A 16964-nucleotide genomic window follows, 5' to 3' on the forward strand; every position below is an offset into this window, starting at 1 on the left:
ATGGGTGAGCACGCCAGATGCGTTGTCGGAAATCGTAAGCGCGTTGTAAATTTTGCTTGCGCGGGGCGCAGACTGCGATAGAATAAATGAGAATCATTATCATTTGATGGAGGGCACTGACCTCCTGCCCTTTCCGTGCCACGAGGATCTGCCATGTGCGACAAACATGCTTCGACCGTAACCTGCGCCAACGATGGTGCCCAGAGCTCGCGCCGGCGGCGCGTCTGGGAGTTGTCCCATGCGTCGCATTGTCCGCTGGTGGGCGTGGGGTTGCCGTTAAATGGCTTGCGCAAGCTGGTCGAGAAGGTCACGGGTGGGAAGGTGCTGCATGATGATTACGATATTCACGTCGGCACCGTCAGTGAATGCGCATTGCGCACGCCTGTCGCCGATGCGGTTCAGAAAGAGCTTGAACGTCGCTATGCCCAGCATGTCCAGCGTTTCCGCGCGGCCAAGACCACCGAGCAGGTCGAGGCGTTGTGGTCGGCGGCCGTTGCTGCCGGTGACGTGGCGGGCGCGTTCTGGGCCGGGCTGTCGCATCCCCGCTGCACGGTGTCGCTCGAAGAGAAGATGTGCCGCGATATCCACATGGTCCAGCACCAGGCCGGCGCCTGTGCCCGCGCCGACATCAACAAGTTCAATGCAATCGTTGCCGACAATTCCCGGCTCGAACGCGAGGTCGTCCGCCTGCAGGAGCGCTGCAACGCGCTGGCACAAGAAAAAGCGCTCGACGCCGAGCGTCACGAGCAACTCCTGATGACGGCGCGCGCTGCCACCATTGCCCGCGACGGCGATGTCGCCACCCTGCGCGCCGAGCTGGCGCGTCTGCAAGCCAGTGTCCCCGACCTCGACACCCGCGAGCGCATGGCCGAACGCATCGCACAGCTGGAAGCGCGCGAGCAGGCCCTGCGCGCGCAGGTGGCCGAGCTGAAGGCGTCACGTGCCACAGCGCCGGATGCCGACGAAGCGCCCGTGCCGGAACCCGTCGCCGTGCCCGTTGCGATGCCGGTACGGCTGCACAACCGCGCCGTGCTGTGCGTGGGCGGGCGCAGCAGCAGCGTGCCGATCTACCGGACGATGATCGAGCGCGTCGGCGCCCAGTTCGCGCACCACGACGGCGGCCTGGAAGACAGCAGCAGCCAGCTCGATGCCAGCCTGGCCGCGGCCGACCTGGTGATCTGCCAGACCGGCTGCATCAGCCACAGCGCCTACTGGCGCGTGAAGGACCATTGCAAGCGCCATGGCAAGCGCTGCGTGTTCGTCGACAATCCGAGCGTATCGAGCCTGGCACGCGGGTTGCAGGAAGCCGCGACCGAAGAGACCCAGGCGAGTTGACGGTTTGGCGTCAGGCGGCCAACAGACAATCTGGCAGTACCGCTACCCCGATGTAGCGTTGAACCAATAACGGTCAGGCCAGGTCGATCGTCGTGCTCATCATCCCCACCAGCGCCGTCATCTCGGCCGAATCGGCAATCCCCAGCAGCAGGTCGCCACGATTCAGGGCGCCCTCGTCCATCAGCTTGATCCAGCCGGCGATTTCGCCTGCGCTGGCGGTGCGCTCGAGGCCCGACTGATACAGCTGCGCGATGAATTCGGCATCGGTCATGGCATTGATGCCGCCTTCAGCCATGGTCACGAAGGCGTCGGCGATCGTCGCAATCGTATTGCCGCTCTCGAACGCACCGATCCAGTAATTCAGGCCACCGGCATCCGGTGCGCGGTCGAACAGGGCGTCGTACATGCGTACCAGGCTGCCAATCTCGGTATCGGCGATGTGGGTCGTGGCGCCTGCATATCGCGCATACGACAGCATCTCGAACGAGTCGGCAAACTCCAGCAGAACCTCGGCACGCGTGTCGCCTGCACGCAGGCCGACAAGGAGGTAATACAGTTCCTTTTGATTGCCCACGCGCTCAGCGCCATTCAGGTACAGGGATCTGCCGAAATCGTCGTATGTGAGTGCGTCGTCACCGTGGTAGTCCTCCAGCAGGCTGGCCGCGATGCCCACCAGTGCCGTCCCCGACGCATGCGCCGCTTCCCAGCCATCGAGCTCAACACGCGTGGCAACGCGGTCTTCCAGTGCATCGATCATGCGGGTGATCGTGCCACGTACCGACAGGTCCGCGCCCGCACCACCGAAGTTCAGCAGGTCCACATTGATCAGATGGTCAGTGCCATCGTCCCCGGTGCGCGCACTGACCACCATCTGACCCTGCTCCACGCGGATCGTGTAGTCGGCCCGCGTGGCACTCAAGCGCGCCGTATCAAGGCCTGCGCCGCCATCGATCCGGTCGTTTCCGGCGCCCCCAGTCAGCTCGTCGTCGCCTGCATCGCCGTACAGGCGATCGTCGCCGGCGCCACCATCGAGCAGATCGTTTCCGCCGCCAGCGTGCACGATGTCGTTGCCTTCGCCGGCATTCAGGCGCTGTACAGCGTCGTCGGCCACCAGGAACTGATTGCCCGCGCCGCCGCCATACTGGTAGCCCACGGTCATGGCACCGGACAGCGCGGCAAAGCCGATGTGGTCGAGTTCGAACGTGTGCGATCCGACACCGCGTGCATCGATGACCAGCGCAGTGACCGGATTGGCGCCGTCCTGCGGCGTACCTGTCAAGGCCATGCTGACGTAACTCTGACCCGTGCCAAGTGCGATCGTCGGGACAATGGTTTGCAACAGCAGCGGCGTCGCAGGGGCGAGGCTGGCCAGGAACTCGGTGGCACCGGCCCTCAGCCCGGCCTGTGAGGCAGAACCGGCTGCGCTGTGCTGACCAATCTCGCGCAGCACCTCGTCCAGCGATGCGGCGGCGGCGTGTGGCGTCGTGCTGCCGGACGCCGTCAGGCCAACGCCGTCGATATCATCAGCGTGCAACAACACGGCCCCGCTGCTGTCCCTGACGATGGCAAACCCATCGGGCGGGTTGGGGTTCGATGGCGCGTCAGGCAGCGCTCTGGTCGGGATCGAGAGTAGCTGGCGCACCGTCCCATCGGCTTCGGTGACATAGCGCACCACGACTTCGCGCCGCTCGTCGAGCGTCGTCTGCGGCGCGGTGCCAGGGCGCTCGTCGACATCGCTCACCCACACCGTCAGCATCTGCGCAGCCGTGCCGGCCCACTCCTGGCGCGTGACTTCGACTTCATAGGTATTGTTGCCGACGCCATCCCCGAGGTCGCGCGGCGTTTCGTAGTCGGGCGCGTCGATGAAGACCAGATGACCATTGGACGGATCGATCGAAAACAGGGCGGCATCGCGGCCGCCGGTGATCGTATAGACGTTCGGTGTGGGCAAAGGAACGGCAAACACGGTATCGATGGCCACGTCGCGCGCGTTCTCCATGACCTGGACGACGGGGCCGCCGGGATAACTGAAACGCGGAAGAAAGGGGCCGTCGTAGGGCGGGCTTGCGGTGCTCGATCCGGGTGTGGTTGCCATCATCGTTCCTCAAGGTGATTTACCAGGAGTATAGCCATGGCGGCCGACACACGATTCATAAATTGAACACCCGGCGCTTTTCATGCGCCGGGAATACAACTGCACCACCTGAACTATGGACGCAAGAAAAAAGGGTTACCGGCCGAAGCCTGTGACTGTCCAGACGCTCAGTAAGTTTCTTACAGAGACGTGTGACCCTGTCCCGCAAAGTGATGCGCAGCTGCTGCCGAGATCCACCTCATCAGTTGCAGTCGCACAAACCAATAGGCAAGTCACACGATCCATTGCGCGCTCATAACCCCTATCGCGGTCGTTGGTAAAGAATGACCGATGCACTTGACCCATCGGAGACAGCACATGGCACTCGACGCATATCTACAAATTGACGGCATCAAAGGGGAATCGGCTGATTCAGCGCACCAAGGCTGGATTGAAGTCGCCTCAACTCACTGGGGCGTGACGCAACCCAGAGTCACCAGCGTGTCGACCGCAGGGGGCCACACGGCCGGGCACTGCGAGCATCGCACCCTGTCGCTCACCAAACTGGCCGACCTCGCCTCGCCGGTCCTCATGCAGCACTGCTCGATGGGCAAGACCATCCCAAAGGCCAAGCTGGAGTTCATGCGTGCCGATAGCGACGGCAAGCCCGTGAAGTACTACCAGGTCGAACTGGAGAACGTGCTGCTGTCCCATATGGACCAAGTGATGCATGATGGTGGCCTGCTCCAGGATGAGATCGGGCTATGCTTCTCCAAGATCAAGTGGACCTACGTCCAGCAGAAGATCGGCGGCGGAGCCAGCGGCAGTACGTCAGGGGGCTGAGATCTCGCCACCAAAAAGTGTGCATGAGGCCGGACCATGCCGATACCCATTCAACCAAGGGATCAACTTGGCCACTTCATGCTCCTGCAAGCGCCGGAAGAAGCGGGCTACTACGTGTACGGCAATATCAAAGGCGTGCCCGGCACTGGTCATCTGGCCCAATATGCCCACCCCACTATGCTGACCGTGATATTTCAGGTTGAACGCGAGTGGCAGGCAATCGATGACCGAAAATTTGGCATCGGGAACATCAGTGTGGCGGGTGGACTCAGATTCGACCATGCCACGCACATGAGGGGCATCGACATGGATATCCGCCCGGTCCGCAAAGACAAGCTGGTCGGCCAGGCTGCGCGGTGCTCGTACCGGGACGCAATCTACGATCAAGCAGCTACGATCAGACTGGTCAGCCTGTTTTTGCGGCACCCCCTTGTCAAGCTCATCTACTTCAACGACGCCAAGGTGCGCGAGGTGTGCGGTCCGCTGGTAAAGACATGGCGTGACCATGATGATTATCTTCATATTGGACTTTGGGAGCGGCCATGAACATTCGCCTGGCGTGTCTTGCCGGAGCCATTGCGCTAGCTTCATTCGCCTCTGCTGGCGAGAGCAAGAGCCAAAGCCGGTACCTGGCCAAACCGCTCACCGGAGATTTTTACATGTACGGCGGCAGCCTCGGCGACTCGACCCTACCGACGGAGAAGGACAGAAAACTATCGTTGATGGTGACAGGGCCGCTTGCCAAGGATTTGTTCGACCATCTAGGCCCCGACATCAAGGACGCGTGTGGCGCCGGCCCTGATCAGCGGGAACGTGGCAAAGGCGATCTTAGCTGCATCTGGACGAAGAGCGAAGGGTACTCGTGCTACGTCGGCCTCGATCTCCGGACAGGGAAAAGCATGCGAGGGCTAACCTGCTGACCGAGTGGTTGCACGATCAGACGAAGTGCAGGGAAAAGAAAAAAGGGCTACCGGCCGAAGCCTGTAACCCTTTGATCTGACTAACTAATTTTGGTGCCGCTGACCGGAATCGAACTGGTGACCTTCGCATTACGAATGCGCTGCTCTACCGACTGAGCTACAGCGGCGAAACCTGTGCTTCGCCTTCCATCATGCCCGACAAACAAGCAGTCGTTCACGAAAGAGCCGTATTCTAGCAAACAAACCGGCAACCTTGCTAGTGTGTATCGCGTCACTTTCGCAAGATTTCCGGTTTGCCTAATTTATCAGCAAGTCTTCACGCAGCGTGATAGCCCGTAACCACGTCCACTTCGTCCTTCGAACCCAGGAACACCGGCACGCGCTGATGCAGCTTGGTCGGTTGAATATCGAGAATGCGGCCCTGGCCGTCGGTCGCTGCGCCGCCGGCCTGCTCGACGATCATCGCCATCGGATTGGCTTCGTACATCAGGCGCAGCTTGCCTGGCATGCTGGTGTCGCGCAGGTCGGCCGGGTACATGAAGACGCCGCCGCGGGTCAGGATGCGGTGCACGTCAGCCACCATCGAGGCGACCCAGCGCATATTGAAGTCCTTGCCGCGCGGGCCGGTAGAGCCTGCCAGCAGCTCGTCGACGTAACGCTGGACCGGCGGGTGCCAATGGCGCTGGTTCGACATATTGATCGCGAATTCCTTGGTGGCTGCCGGAATCTGCATATCGCTCTGGGTCAGCACCCACGAACCCTGCTCGCGGTCGAGCGTGAAGCAATGCACGCCGTTGCCGGTGGTGAGCACCAGCATCGTCTGCGGGCCGTACACGGCGTAACCGGCGGCCACTTGCGTGCTGCCGGCTTGCAAAAAGTCTTGCTCGGTCGGGTCCTGCATGCCTTCCGGCGCCTTGAGCACCGAGAAGATCGTGCCGATCGACACGTTGACGTCGATGTTCGACGAGCCGTCCAGCGGATCGAACAGCAGCAGGAATTCGCCTTTTGGATAGCGGCTCGGGATCTGGCGGATGGTTTCCATTTCTTCGGACGCCATCGCGGCCAGGTGGCCGCCCCACTCGTTGGCTTCGAGCAGGATCTCGTTGGAGATCACGTCGAGCTTTTTCTGCACTTCGCCCTGGATGTTTTCAGTGTCGGCACTGCCGAGCACTTCGCCCAGCGCGCCCTTGCTCACCGAATAGCTGATGCGCTTGCAGGCGCGGGCCACGACTTCGATCAGCAGGCGCAACTCCGCATTGATGCTCTGGTGCTGGCGTTGCTCTTCCACCAGGTACTGCGTCAGACTTACGCGTTTCATGGGTTCCTCAGGTTGTGTTGAATGTGTTTAGTTGGCCAGCGCCTTGCCGACGATTTCGCGCACGTCGTTCGACAGCTTGACCTGCCCCGCCACCTTCTGCAAGGCTTCGCGCATCTGCCATTGCAGCGACGGCGCATAACGGCGCCAGCGGTCCATCGCGCGTGCCAGGCGGCTGGCCACTTGCGGGTTGAGGGCGTCGAGTGCGATCACTTGCTCGGCCCAGAAGGCGTAGCCGCTGCCGTCCGGCGCGTGGAACTGTACCGGATTATTCACGCAGAACATCGCCACCAGGCTGCGCGCGCGGTTCGGGTTGCGCAGCGTGAAGGCCGGGTGCGTCATCAGCGCGCGCACTGCCGCCAGGTCGGTGGTCGGGCTTGACGCCTGCATCGCGAACCACTTGTCCACGACCAGTGCCTCGTTCTGGAATTCGTCATAGAACACGGCCAGCGCGTCGGCCGCCTGCGGCACGCGCGCGGCGACCAGGGCAGAAAGCGCCGCGGCGCGGTCGGTCATGTTGTCCGCTTCATCGAACTGGCGCTGCGCCAGCGCGACGCTGGCGGCATCCGGCGCCGCGTTCAGATATGCCAGCGCCAGGTTCTTCAGCGCGCGCTTGCCGGCCGAGGCGGCGTCCGGGCTGTAAGGGCCGGGCGTGGCGTTGGCCTCGTACTGGGCCATGAGCTCGCTGCGCAGGCGCGCGCCGAGGTCGGCGCGCACGAACTGGCGCGCGATGTGCACGGCCAGCGGATCGACGCACTCGAGCTGCTCGGCCACCATCGATTCGGATGGCAGCGTCAGGCACTGCTCGCGGAAGGCCGGATCGAGCGTCTCGTCGACCAGGATCTTGCGCAGCGCTTCGATGAAGGTCTCGTCCAGGTTCAGGCTGGCGGCTGCATCGTCCTTGCTACCTGCTTCACCGGTCAGTTTCAACAGGCGTTCCATGGCCAGGCGCTGACCTGCCTCCCAGCGATTGACCGGGTCGCTGTCGTGGCTGAACAGGTGCAGCAGGTCGGCATCGGTGTAGCCGCCCTGCAGGATGACCGGCGCCGAAAAATCGCGCAGCACCGAGGGCACCGGCTGCCCGGTCACGCCGGTGAAGACGAAGGTCTGCTCGGCTTCGGTCAGTTCGAGCACCGCTGTCGTGCCACGTTGCTGGCCATCGACGACGAGCCGCATGTCGGCGCCGGCGGCGTCGAGCAGGCCAACGGCCACCGGGATGTGGAACGGCAGTTTTTCGGGCTGGCCGGGCGTGGCCGGGCACGACTGGAACAGCGTGAGCGTGTAAGTCTGCGCGGCTTCGTCCCAGCGGCCTTCGAAGCGCAGCACCGGCGTGCCGGCCTGGCTGTACCAGCGCTCGAATTGCCCCAGTTCGCGGTGGTTGGCATCGGCCATCGCGCGGCGGAAGTCGTCGCACTCGACGGCTTGTTCGTCATGGCGCGCGAAATACAGGTCCATGCCCTTGCGGAAACCGTCGACGCCAAACAGCGTCTGGTACATGCGCACGACTTCGGCGCCCTTTTCGTACACCGTCACGGTGTAGAAATTGTTGATCTCGACAAACGAGTCGGGCCGCACCGGGTGCGCCATCGGGCCGGCGTCTTCCGGGAACTGCGCCTGGCGCAGCGTGCGCACCTGGTCGATGCGGGTGACGGCGCGCCCGGTGGCGGTGCCGATCATGTCGGCCGTGAATTCCTGGTCGCGGAATACCGTCAGGCCTTCTTTGAGCGACAGCTGGAACCAGTCGCGGCACGTCACGCGGTTGCCGGTCCAGTTGTGGAAGTATTCGTGCGCCACCACCGCCTCGATGCCCTGGAAGTCGATGTCGGTGGCCACGCGCGGGTTGGCCAGCACGAACTTGGTGTTGAAGATGTTCAGGCCCTTGTTTTCCATCGCGCCCATGTTGAAGTCGCTGGTGGCGACGATCATGAAGCGGTCCAGGTCGAGTTCGAGCCCGTATTTTTCTTCGTCCCAGCGTATGCTGTGCTTGAGCGACTGCATCGCGTAGTCGGTCTTGTCCAGGTTGCCATCCTCGACCCACACCTGCAGCAGCGCGTCGCGGCCATCGGCCAGACGGAAGGTTTCTTCCTGGCAGACCAGTTGCGCGGCAACCAGGGCGAACAGGTACGACGGCTTCTTGAACGGGTCTTCCCACAATGCATAGTGGCGACCATCGTCCAGGTCGCCTTCTTCGATCAGGTTGCCGTTGGACAGCAGCACCGGATAACGGGCCTTGTCGGCGCGCAGCATCACGGTGAACTTGGCCATCACGTCCGGACGGTCCGGGAAAAACGTGATGCGGCGGAAGCCTTCGGCTTCGCATTGCGTGAAGAAGTTGCCGTTGGACACGTACAGGCCGCTCAGCGTCGTGTTCTTGTCGGGCGCGCACAGCGTTTCGATCTCGAGCACCACGTCGTCGGGCGCCGAACGGATCGTCAGCATGTTGTTGGCCAGCGTGTAGTCGCGCTTGCCCAGCAGCTTGCCATTCAGGCGCAGCGCCACCAGCTCGATGTCTTCGCCATGCAGTTCGATGCCGCGCGTAGTGGCGGCCGGGTTGCGCCGCAGCGTCAGGCGGCTGGCCACGACGGTGCGCGCCGGGTCCAGGTCGAAGCCCAGTTCGACGGTATCCACCAGATAGCTGGGCGGGGTATAGTCCTTGCGGAAGATGGTCTGGGGCGTATCGGTGCGCATGATGGGCTCGGGCTGACACAGTGGATGAGGGGCTTATTTTACCAACAAGCTTTTGGATCGCCGCCGACGAATTGCCATGTATCGCTTTGTAGGCACGGTAACCGGGTGTAAAAGTGGCTCCCCTGAATCTGAACAAGGGGTAATCTTGAAGATCGGGGAAAGACCGACAAGACAAACGGGAGATTTGCATGAAACGCTTCATCACCATCGCTCTGGGTACCGCGTTCGCGCTGCTGCTGGGCGGCTGCGCGACGAGCATCCGCAGCGATGTCACCACGTTCCACCAATGGCCGGCGCAGATTGCCGACAAGACCTATGTGTTTGAAGTGCCGTCGCCGCAGGACGATACCCTCGAGTGGCGCAGCTACCAGGACCTGGTGCGTGGCCAGCTGGCGCGCCAGGGCTTCCGCGATGCCAACGGCGCCACGCCGGCGCTGACCGTGGCGATGCGCTTTACCACCACCGACGTGCCCGTGCGCGTGATCGAACCGCTGATGACGCCGTATTTCTATCCGAGCGCACGCTTCGGCTACGGCGGCTACCGCGGCGGCTTCAACCGCCGCTACTGGGGCGGCTGGTACAGCCCGTTCTACGATCCGTTCTGGGGTCCGTATCCGTCGTACCAGACGTCGATCGAGCACCAGTACCGGCGCGAGCTGCAAGTGGCGATCAAGTCGTCGCGCGACGGCAAGCGCCTGTTCGAAGTAACCGTGCACAACACGAGCCGCAATATGTCGACGCCTGAAGTCATGCCGGCGCTGGTGCAAAGCGCGTTCGAGGGCTTCCCCGGCCAGTCGGGCGTGGCGCGCCGCGTGGTGGTCACAAAAGAACCAGGCGCTTGACCATGTCTTGAAGACGGACCCGAGAGCCAGACAACGCTGTCTGGCTTTTTTTACGTCCGTCTATTGATCGTTAGCTGAAATACGCCTCCGACCCGAACGTGATCGCCACGACCAGCAGCAAGGCCAGCACCAGCACGGCCAGCAGCCGCCCGAACTTTGGCGTGCCATCGCCCGTCGGCCGCGATGGCGGCGTGAACGGCGCCTCGTCGCGGGTATCCCTCATGGCAGCAGCACCGTCGAGCCCGTGGTGCGGCGCGATTCCAGCGCGCGGTGCGCCTCGGCCGCCTGCGCCAGCGGGAACGTCTGGTTGACGTTGATGATCACCTTGCCGCTCGTGACCATCTCGAACAGCTCGGCCGACATCGTCTCGGCTTCCTGCTGATTGGTCATGTAGTCGAACAGGGTCGGGCGCGTGATGTACAGCGAACCGCGTTTGGCCAGCTCGCTCGGGGTGAACGGTTCCACGGCGCCGGACGCATTGCCGAAGCTCACCATCAGGCCACGCCGCTGCAAGCAGTCGAGCGACGCGGCAAACGTGTCCTTGCCCACCGAGTCGTAGACCACCGGCACGCAGGCCCCGCCCGTGATTTCTTTCACGCGCGCCACGATGTCTTCGTCGTTGTAGTTGATGACGTGCGCGGCGCCATGCGCCAGCGCCAGTTCGCCCTTTTCCTTGGAGCCGACGGTGCCGATCAGCTGCACGCCAAGGGCGCGCGCCCACTGGCAGGCGATCAGGCCCACGCCACCGGCTGCGGCGTGGAACAGGATCGTCTGGCCAGCCTGCAGCGGGTAGGTCGAGCAAAACAGGTATTGCACCGTCAGGCCCTGCAGCATCATGGCCGCTGCCGTCTCGAACGAGATCGCGTCGGGCAGCTTGACGACGACCGCGGCCGGCATCACGCGCAGGTCGGCGTAGGCGCCGTTGGGCCCGCCTGCGTACGCGACGCGGTCGCCCGGCTGCACGTTGGTCACGCCCTCGCCCACTGCCTCGACCACGCCCGCACCTTCCTTGCCCAGGCCGCCGGGCAGCGGCTGCGGATACAGGCCGGTGCGAAAATACACGTCGATGAAGTTCAGGCCGATCGCATGCTGGCGCAGCAGGATCTCGCCCGGCCCGGGCGCGCCCACGTCGACATCGACATATTCCATGACCTCGGGGCCGCCATTGGCGGCGATGCGGATTGCTTTGGCGTGCATGCAGTTCTCCTTTGTGTGCACCAAGAATACCGTATTCGTGCCCGTCGCCGGCGAAAGCACCGGCGCGCAAGACTGTTGTTTCCATGCCGATTCGCGCCCCCGGCTTGATGGCCCTTGGACCTTTTTGCAAGGGGGCGCTATGCTAGAATGTCGGCCACTCTTGCATACCGTCTAAGGAATTCTCGACATGGCTGGACACAGCAAATGGGCCAATATCAAGCACAAAAAGGCCGCAACTGACGCCAAGCGCGGCAAGATCTGGACGCGCCTGATCAAGGAAATCACCGTTGCCGCGCGCATGGGCGGCAGCGACATCCCGTCCAATCCGCGCCTGCGCCTGGCAGTCGAGAAGGCGGCCGATGCGAACATGCCGAAAGATAACGTCACGCGCGCGATCCAGCGCGGTTCGGGCGAACTCGAAGGCGTCAACTACGAAGAAGTGCGCTACGAAGGCTACGGCATCGGCGGCGCGGCAATCATCGTCGAGTGCCTGACCGACAACCGCGTGCGGACCGTGGCCGAAGTGCGCCACGCGTTCAGCAAGAACGGCGGCAATATGGGCACCGAAGGCTCGGTTGCGTTCATGTTCCAGCACACGGGCCAGTTCCTGTTCGCACCGGGCGTCGACGAAGACAAGCTGATGGAAGCGGCGCTCGAAGCCGGCGCCGACGATGTCGCGGCCGACGATGAAGGCGGCTTCGAAGTGCTGTGCGATCCGCACGCCTTTGCGTCGGTGAAAGAAGCGCTCGAAGCGGCCGGCTTCAAGGCCGAAGTGGCCGAAGTCATCATGAAACCCGCCACCGAAACGGTGTTCACGGGCGACGATGCGATCAAGATGCAAAAGCTGCTCGATGCACTGGAAAACCTGGACGACGTCCAGGAAGTGTTCACCAACGCCGTGATCGACGAATAACCTGGTAGGCAATATGAAAATTCTCGTAGTCGGCTCGGGCGGCCGCGAACACGCTCTGGCGTGGAAACTGGCCCAATCGGAACGCGTGCAAACGGTCTTCGTCGCTCCCGGCAACGGCGGCACCGAGCTCGACACGCGCCTGGTGACGGTCGACCTGCACGAGCCGCAGGCGCTGGCCGACTTCGTCGTGGCCGAGCACATCGCGCTGACGCTGGTGGGCCCGGAAGTACCGCTGGCCGCCGGCATCGTCAACCTGTTCCGCTCGCGCGGCCTGAAGATCTTCGGCCCCACCCGCGAAGCAGCCCAGCTCGAGAGCTCGAAGGATTTCGCCAAGTCGTTCATGCAGCGCCACGGCATCCCGACCGCGAAGTACGAGACGTTCTCGGACGCCGCCGCCGCCCACGCCTACATCGACGCCAACGGCGCCCCGATCGTCATCAAGGCCGACGGCCTGGCGGCCGGCAAGGGCGTCGTCGTGGCCATGACGCTCGAAGAAGCACACGGCGCCGTTGACCACATGCTGGCCGATAACGCCTTTGGCGACGCCGGCGCGCGCATCGTCATCGAAGAATTCCTGGCCGGCGAAGAAGCCAGCTTCATCGTCATGTGCGATGGCAAGAACGTGCTGGCACTGGCCACGAGCCAGGACCACAAGCGCCTGAAAGACCACGACCAGGGCCCGAACACGGGCGGCATGGGCGCGTACTCGCCGGCGCCAATTGTCACGCCATCGATGCATGCACGCGTGATGCGCGAAATCATCAACCCGACCATCCAGGGCATGGCGCGCGACGGCATCCCGTTCACGGGCTTCCTGTACGCCGGCCTGATGATCGATGCCGACGGCAATCCGCGCACGCTCGAATTCAACTGCCGCATGGGCGACCCGGAAACCCAGCCGATCATGGCGCGCCTGAAAAGCGACTTCGCCACCGTGCTCGAACACGCCTGCAACGGCACGCTCGACACGGTCGAACTCGAATGGGACCGCCGCACTGCCGTGGGCGTCGTGATGGCCGCTGCCGGCTACCCCGACAGTCCGCGCAAGGGCGACGTCATCGACGGCATCCCGCCGGAAGCGCCGGAATGCGTCACCTTCCACGCCGGCACGCGCGTCGTGGGCGGCACGCTGCAAGCCAGTGGCGGCCGGGTGCTATGCGTCGTGGGTCTGGGCGACAGCGTCAAGATGGCGCAGAAGCGCGCCTACGAAACGGTCGAGAAGATCCACTTCAATGGCGCGCAGTACCGGCGCGACATCGGCTGGCGCGGCATTAAGTAAGCACCATCCTCACAACGAGTGACCACCACGTGCGCAGGTGTACAATCTGCGCTCTTTTCATTTCCCGACCGCGATCGTTACATGCCTTCCCTCCATAGCGCAGCCATCAAGGCCTGGTTGCTCGACCTCCAGGCGCGTATCGTCCAGGACCTCGAACAGGTCGATGGCAAGCCGTTCCTGCGCGACGCGTGGGAACGGCCCGAAGGCGGCGGCGGCATTTCGCGCCTGATCGAAGAAGGTAATGTGTTCGAGCGCGGTGGCGTAAACTTCTCGCATGTGATGGGCGCCGCCCTGCCCCCGTCGGCCAGCGCGGTGCGCCCCGAACTGGCGGGCCGCGCCTGGGAAGCGATGGGCGTGTCGCTGGTGCTGCATCCGCGTAATCCGTATGCGCCGACGGTGCATATGAACGTGCGGTTTTTCGAAGCCACCGCAGCCGGCGAAGAGCCGGTCTGGTGGTTCGGCGGCGGCATGGACCTCACGCCGTATTACGGCGACGAGGCCGACGCGCGCCACTTCCACCAGACCTGCCACGACGCCCTGGCGCCATTCGGCCCAACGCTGCACCCGCGCTTCAAGACCTGGTGCGACGAGTATTTTTACCTGAAGCACCGCAAGGAAGCGCGCGGCGTGGGCGGCATCTTTTTCGATGACCTGAACGAACTGGGTTTCGAGCAGTCGTGCGCGCTGATGCAAAGCGTCGGCAACAGCTTCACCACCGCCTACCTGCCGATCCTGGCGCGCCACAAGGACCGCCCGTACGGCGAGCGCGAGCGCGATTTCCAGGCTTACCGGCGCGGCCGCTATGTCGAGTTCAACCTGGTGTGGGACCGCGGCACGCTGTTCGGCCTGCAGTCGGGCGGGCGCACCGAGGCGATCCTGATGTCGATGCCGCCGATCGTGAAATGGCGCTACGACTGGCACCCCGAGCCGGGCAGCCCGGAAGCGCGCCTGGCGACCGACTTTTTGCCGCACCGGGACTGGCTCGCGCCGTGACGGCCTGCATCGCCGTGCTGGGCGGCAGCTTCGATCCGGTGCACCTTGGCCACGTCGCGCTGGGCCAATTGTTTTGCGGCTTGCTGCAGGCGGACGAATTGCGCATCCTGCCGGCCGGCCGCCCCTGGCAAAAGAACGGCATGGAAGCCGGTGACGCGCATCGCATCGCGATGCTCGAACTGGCGTTCAGGCCACTGAACAACGACAAGCTGAACGTCGTGTTCGACCTGCAGGAAATTGAACGCACGACGCCAACCTACACGGTCGAGACCCTGCGCGCGCTGCGCCGGGAACTCGGCCCGCAGGCATCGATCGTATTCCTGATGGGCGCCGACCAGCTGCGCAATCTGGATACCTGGAATGAATGGCGCGAGCTGTTCGCGCTGGCCAACCTGGGTGTGGCCACGCGCCCGGGTTACGACCTGGCGCAAGAAACCTTGCCACCACCGGTGGCACAAGAATTGTCGACGCGCCTTGCGACGCCCGACACCGTGCGCGCAAGCAGCCACGGAAAAGTTTGCCTCGCACCGACGCTGGACGTCGACATTTCGTCAAGCCGCATTCGTGCGGCCTTGCACGCGGGCCTCGAAGCGGACGCAAACGCGCTCGCAATGGCGCAAGTGCTAGACTATATTCAACAACATAACCTGTACAAAAACTAATGGATCTCAAGAAACTTCAAACCCTCGTCGTTGACGCCCTGGAAGATGTCAAGGGCCAGGACATCGTCATGTTCGACACGACGCACCTGACCAGCCTGTTCGACCGCATCGCCGTCGTCTCGGGCACTTCGAATCGCCAGACCAAGTCGCTGGCCGCATCGGTGCGCGACAAGGTCAAGGCTGCCGGCGGCGACGTCATCGGCATGGAAGGCGAGGACACCGGTGAATGGGTGCTGGTCGACCTGGGCGACATCATCGTCCACATCATGCAGCCAGCCATTCGCCAGTACTATCGTCTCGAAGAAATCTGGGGCGAAAAGCCGGTCAAGCTGGGCGCCGCCAAGCGCAAGTCGACCGCCGAAGGCGCGGAAGCCGACGAAGCCAAGCCGAAGTCGAAGCACCTTGCCGCCAACCAGGACAAGGTCGAGGCCAAGCCGGTCAACGAACGCAAACCTGCCGCCAAGCGCGCTGCCACCGTCGCCAAGACCATCGCTGCCGAAGGCCCTGCTGCTGCCAAGAAGCCGGCTGCCAAGAAGGTCGCCGCCAAGGCTGTCCCAACCGGCAAGACCGTGAAGGTCAACCCGAGCAAGACCGAGACCGCCGCTGTCGAAGCAACCAAGGCCAAGCCGCCAAAGCGCGCCGTAAAAGCTGCCGCGCCGAAAGAAGCGCCAGCGGTCGAAGCGCCGGCCAAAAAAGTGATCCGTCGTATCAAGAAGGATGCCGAGTAAGCGTTCATGCAACTGATCATTGCCGCGGTCGGTCACAAGATGCCGGCCTGGATCGAGTCGGGTTTCACTGAGTACACGAAGCGCATGCCGCCCGAGCTGCGCATCGTGCTCAAGGAAATCAAGCCGGTCGAACGGTCCGGCAGCAAGACCGCTGCCACGGCGATGGCGCTCGAACGCGAGCGTATCGAGGCGGTCTTGCCGAAGGGCGTACGCATCATCGCGCTCGACGAGCGTGGCCGCGACCTGACCAGCGTCGGCCTGTCGCAGCAACTGGAAACCTGGCAACGTGACGGGCGCGACACCGCGTTCCTGATCGGTGGCGCCGATGGCCTCGATCCCGAGCTCAAGGCACGTGCCGAAGGCTTGATTCGTATTTCCAGCATGACGCTGCCGCACGGTATGGTGCGGGTGATGCTGGCCGAGCAGCTGTACCGTGCCTGGTCGATCACCCAGAATCACCCTTATCACCGGGTCTGAATTTTGCTTCTGCAGTAATTCCTTACCTGCCCGACAGCCATGCCTGATCGTCCGAATCGATGAGAAACAACCAGAACAAGATTTACCTCGCTTCGAAAAGCCCGCGCCGACGCGAATTGCTGCGGCAGATCGGCGTGGACTTCGAGCTGATGCTGCTGCGCAGTGATCCGTCCCGCGTGGTGGACGTCAGCGAAGACGTGTTGGCAAACGAAGACGTGCACCATTATGTAGCGCGCGTTGCCAAGGAAAAAGGCGCGTTTGCCTTCAACCTGCTGCTGCAACGGCGCCAGCCGCTGCGCCCCGTACTGACGGCCGACACGACCGTCACGATCGATGGCGAGATTCTCGGCAAGCCAGCTGATAACCGAGAGGCGATCGCCATGCTCGAGCGCCTGTCGGGTCGCACGCACCAGGTGCTGACCTCGGTTGCCGTGCACGCTGAACGCGTGGCCGAGCAAGTCACGCAAGTATCGAACGTGCGTTTTGCCAAACTCACGCCGGAACAGATCCGCGCTTACTGCGCGACGTCCGAACCCTATGACAAGGCCGGCGGCTACGGCATCCAGGGCCCGGCGGCGCTGTTCATCGAGCACATCGAAGGCAGTCACTCGGGCATCATGGGCCTGCCCCTGTTCGAGACCGCCAGTTTGCTGCGCAAGGCGGGCCTGACGGTCTGAATTGATCGCCTTCCTGCCCCG

General features: G+C 63.3%; 17 protein-coding genes and 1 tRNA gene. 12 read left to right on the forward strand and 6 right to left on the reverse strand.

Features of this window, described 5'->3' with window-relative positions; genetic code table 11:
- Nucleotides 1-153: 153 nt before the first annotated feature.
- A complete protein-coding gene (locus AC1MGT_RS07230; RefSeq protein ID WP_499503616.1) occupies nt 154-1335 on the forward strand; it encodes a DUF2325 domain-containing protein in 1182 nt (393 codons plus the stop codon).
- Nucleotides 1336-1408: 73 nt separating this feature from the next.
- On the opposite strand, the gene AC1MGT_RS07235 is transcribed toward AC1MGT_RS07230, so the two are convergent.
- Nucleotides 1409-3433: a DUF4214 domain-containing protein gene (locus tag AC1MGT_RS07235; RefSeq protein ID WP_499503617.1), complete on the reverse strand. Its 2025-nt coding sequence runs from the start codon at nt 3431-3433 to the stop codon at nt 1409-1411.
- A 354-nt stretch (nt 3434-3787) separates the two neighbouring features.
- On the opposite strand from AC1MGT_RS07235, the gene AC1MGT_RS07240 reads away from it, so the two are divergent.
- The 3 genes from AC1MGT_RS07240 to AC1MGT_RS07250 are packed head-to-tail and all read left to right on the forward strand — an operon-like array spanning nt 3788 to nt 5172.
- Entirely contained in the window at nt 3788-4252 is a 465-nt protein-coding gene (locus AC1MGT_RS07240) for an Hcp family type VI secretion system effector (RefSeq protein WP_499503618.1), read from the forward strand.
- Nucleotides 4253-4288: 36 nt separating this feature from the next.
- Nucleotides 4289-4798 (forward strand): hypothetical protein, encoded by a 510-nt coding sequence (locus AC1MGT_RS07245; protein WP_499503619.1) that lies wholly within the window; start codon nt 4289-4291, stop codon nt 4796-4798.
- Entirely contained in the window at nt 4795-5172 is a 378-nt protein-coding gene (locus AC1MGT_RS07250; protein WP_499503620.1) for a hypothetical protein, read from the forward strand. Before AC1MGT_RS07245 ends, AC1MGT_RS07250 begins: the two co-directional genes overlap by 4 nt.
- Before the next feature lie 91 nt (nt 5173-5263).
- Here the strand turns inward: AC1MGT_RS07250 and AC1MGT_RS07255 are convergent.
- From AC1MGT_RS07255 to pepN, 3 genes are all read right to left on the reverse strand, one after another.
- Nucleotides 5264-5339, reverse strand: a tRNA-Thr gene (locus AC1MGT_RS07255).
- A gap of 149 nt (nt 5340-5488) precedes the next feature.
- A complete protein-coding gene (locus AC1MGT_RS07260; protein WP_499503621.1) occupies nt 5489-6490 on the reverse strand; it encodes a class 1 fructose-bisphosphatase in 1002 nt (333 codons plus the stop codon).
- 27 nt (nt 6491-6517) lie between these two features.
- Nucleotides 6518-9175, reverse strand: a complete 2658-nt coding sequence (gene pepN, locus AC1MGT_RS07265) for an aminopeptidase N (RefSeq protein ID WP_499503622.1) — start codon at nt 9173-9175, stop codon at nt 6518-6520.
- 188 nt (nt 9176-9363) lie between these two features.
- Between pepN and AC1MGT_RS07270 the strand changes: the two genes are divergently transcribed.
- Nucleotides 9364-10017, forward strand: a complete 654-nt coding sequence (locus tag AC1MGT_RS07270) for a DUF4136 domain-containing protein (protein WP_499503623.1) — start codon at nt 9364-9366, stop codon at nt 10015-10017.
- A gap of 70 nt (nt 10018-10087) precedes the next feature.
- Here the strand turns inward: AC1MGT_RS07270 and AC1MGT_RS07275 are convergent, their stop codons facing one another.
- Both AC1MGT_RS07275 and AC1MGT_RS07280 read right to left on the reverse strand, forming a co-directional pair.
- Complete coding sequence (locus AC1MGT_RS07275; protein ID WP_499503624.1) at nt 10088-10240, reverse strand: hypothetical protein; 153 nt, start codon at nt 10238-10240, stop codon at nt 10088-10090.
- Nucleotides 10237-11214 carry a quinone oxidoreductase family protein gene (locus AC1MGT_RS07280; RefSeq protein WP_499503625.1) on the reverse strand — a complete coding sequence of 326 codons (978 nt, stop codon included), beginning with the start codon at nt 11212-11214 and terminating at the stop codon, nt 10237-10239. The genes AC1MGT_RS07275 and AC1MGT_RS07280 overlap by 4 nt, the downstream gene beginning before the upstream one ends.
- Before the next feature lie 187 nt (nt 11215-11401).
- Between AC1MGT_RS07280 and AC1MGT_RS07285 the strand changes: the two genes are divergently transcribed.
- The 7 genes from AC1MGT_RS07285 (at nt 11402) to AC1MGT_RS07315 (ending at nt 16943) form a co-directional block, all read left to right on the forward strand.
- A complete protein-coding gene (locus AC1MGT_RS07285) occupies nt 11402-12127 on the forward strand; it encodes a YebC/PmpR family DNA-binding transcriptional regulator (RefSeq protein ID WP_183556443.1) in 726 nt (241 codons plus the stop codon).
- Nucleotides 12128-12140: 13 nt separating this feature from the next.
- Complete coding sequence (gene purD / locus AC1MGT_RS07290; protein WP_183556442.1) at nt 12141-13406, forward strand: phosphoribosylamine--glycine ligase; 1266 nt, start codon at nt 12141-12143, stop codon at nt 13404-13406.
- Between the two features lie 81 nt (nt 13407-13487).
- Nucleotides 13488-14399, forward strand: coding sequence for an oxygen-dependent coproporphyrinogen oxidase (hemF, locus tag AC1MGT_RS07295; RefSeq protein WP_499503626.1), 912 nt, complete (start codon nt 13488-13490; stop codon nt 14397-14399).
- Nucleotides 14396-15061 (forward strand): nicotinate-nucleotide adenylyltransferase, encoded by a 666-nt coding sequence (locus AC1MGT_RS07300; protein WP_499503627.1) that lies wholly within the window; start codon nt 14396-14398, stop codon nt 15059-15061. Before hemF ends, AC1MGT_RS07300 begins: the two co-directional genes overlap by 4 nt.
- Complete coding sequence (gene rsfS / locus AC1MGT_RS07305; protein ID WP_183556439.1) at nt 15061-15789, forward strand: ribosome silencing factor; 729 nt, start codon at nt 15061-15063, stop codon at nt 15787-15789. The genes AC1MGT_RS07300 and rsfS overlap by 1 nt, the downstream gene beginning before the upstream one ends.
- Before the next feature lie 6 nt (nt 15790-15795).
- Entirely contained in the window at nt 15796-16266 is a 471-nt protein-coding gene (rlmH, locus tag AC1MGT_RS07310; protein ID WP_183556438.1) for a 23S rRNA (pseudouridine(1915)-N(3))-methyltransferase RlmH, read from the forward strand.
- Between the two features lie 59 nt (nt 16267-16325).
- Nucleotides 16326-16943, forward strand: coding sequence for a Maf family protein (locus AC1MGT_RS07315; protein ID WP_499503628.1), 618 nt, complete (start codon nt 16326-16328; stop codon nt 16941-16943).
- The last annotated feature ends 21 nt before the right edge of the window (nt 16944-16964 follow it).

It is taken from the genome of Telluria sp. BA11 (assembly GCF_056680305.1).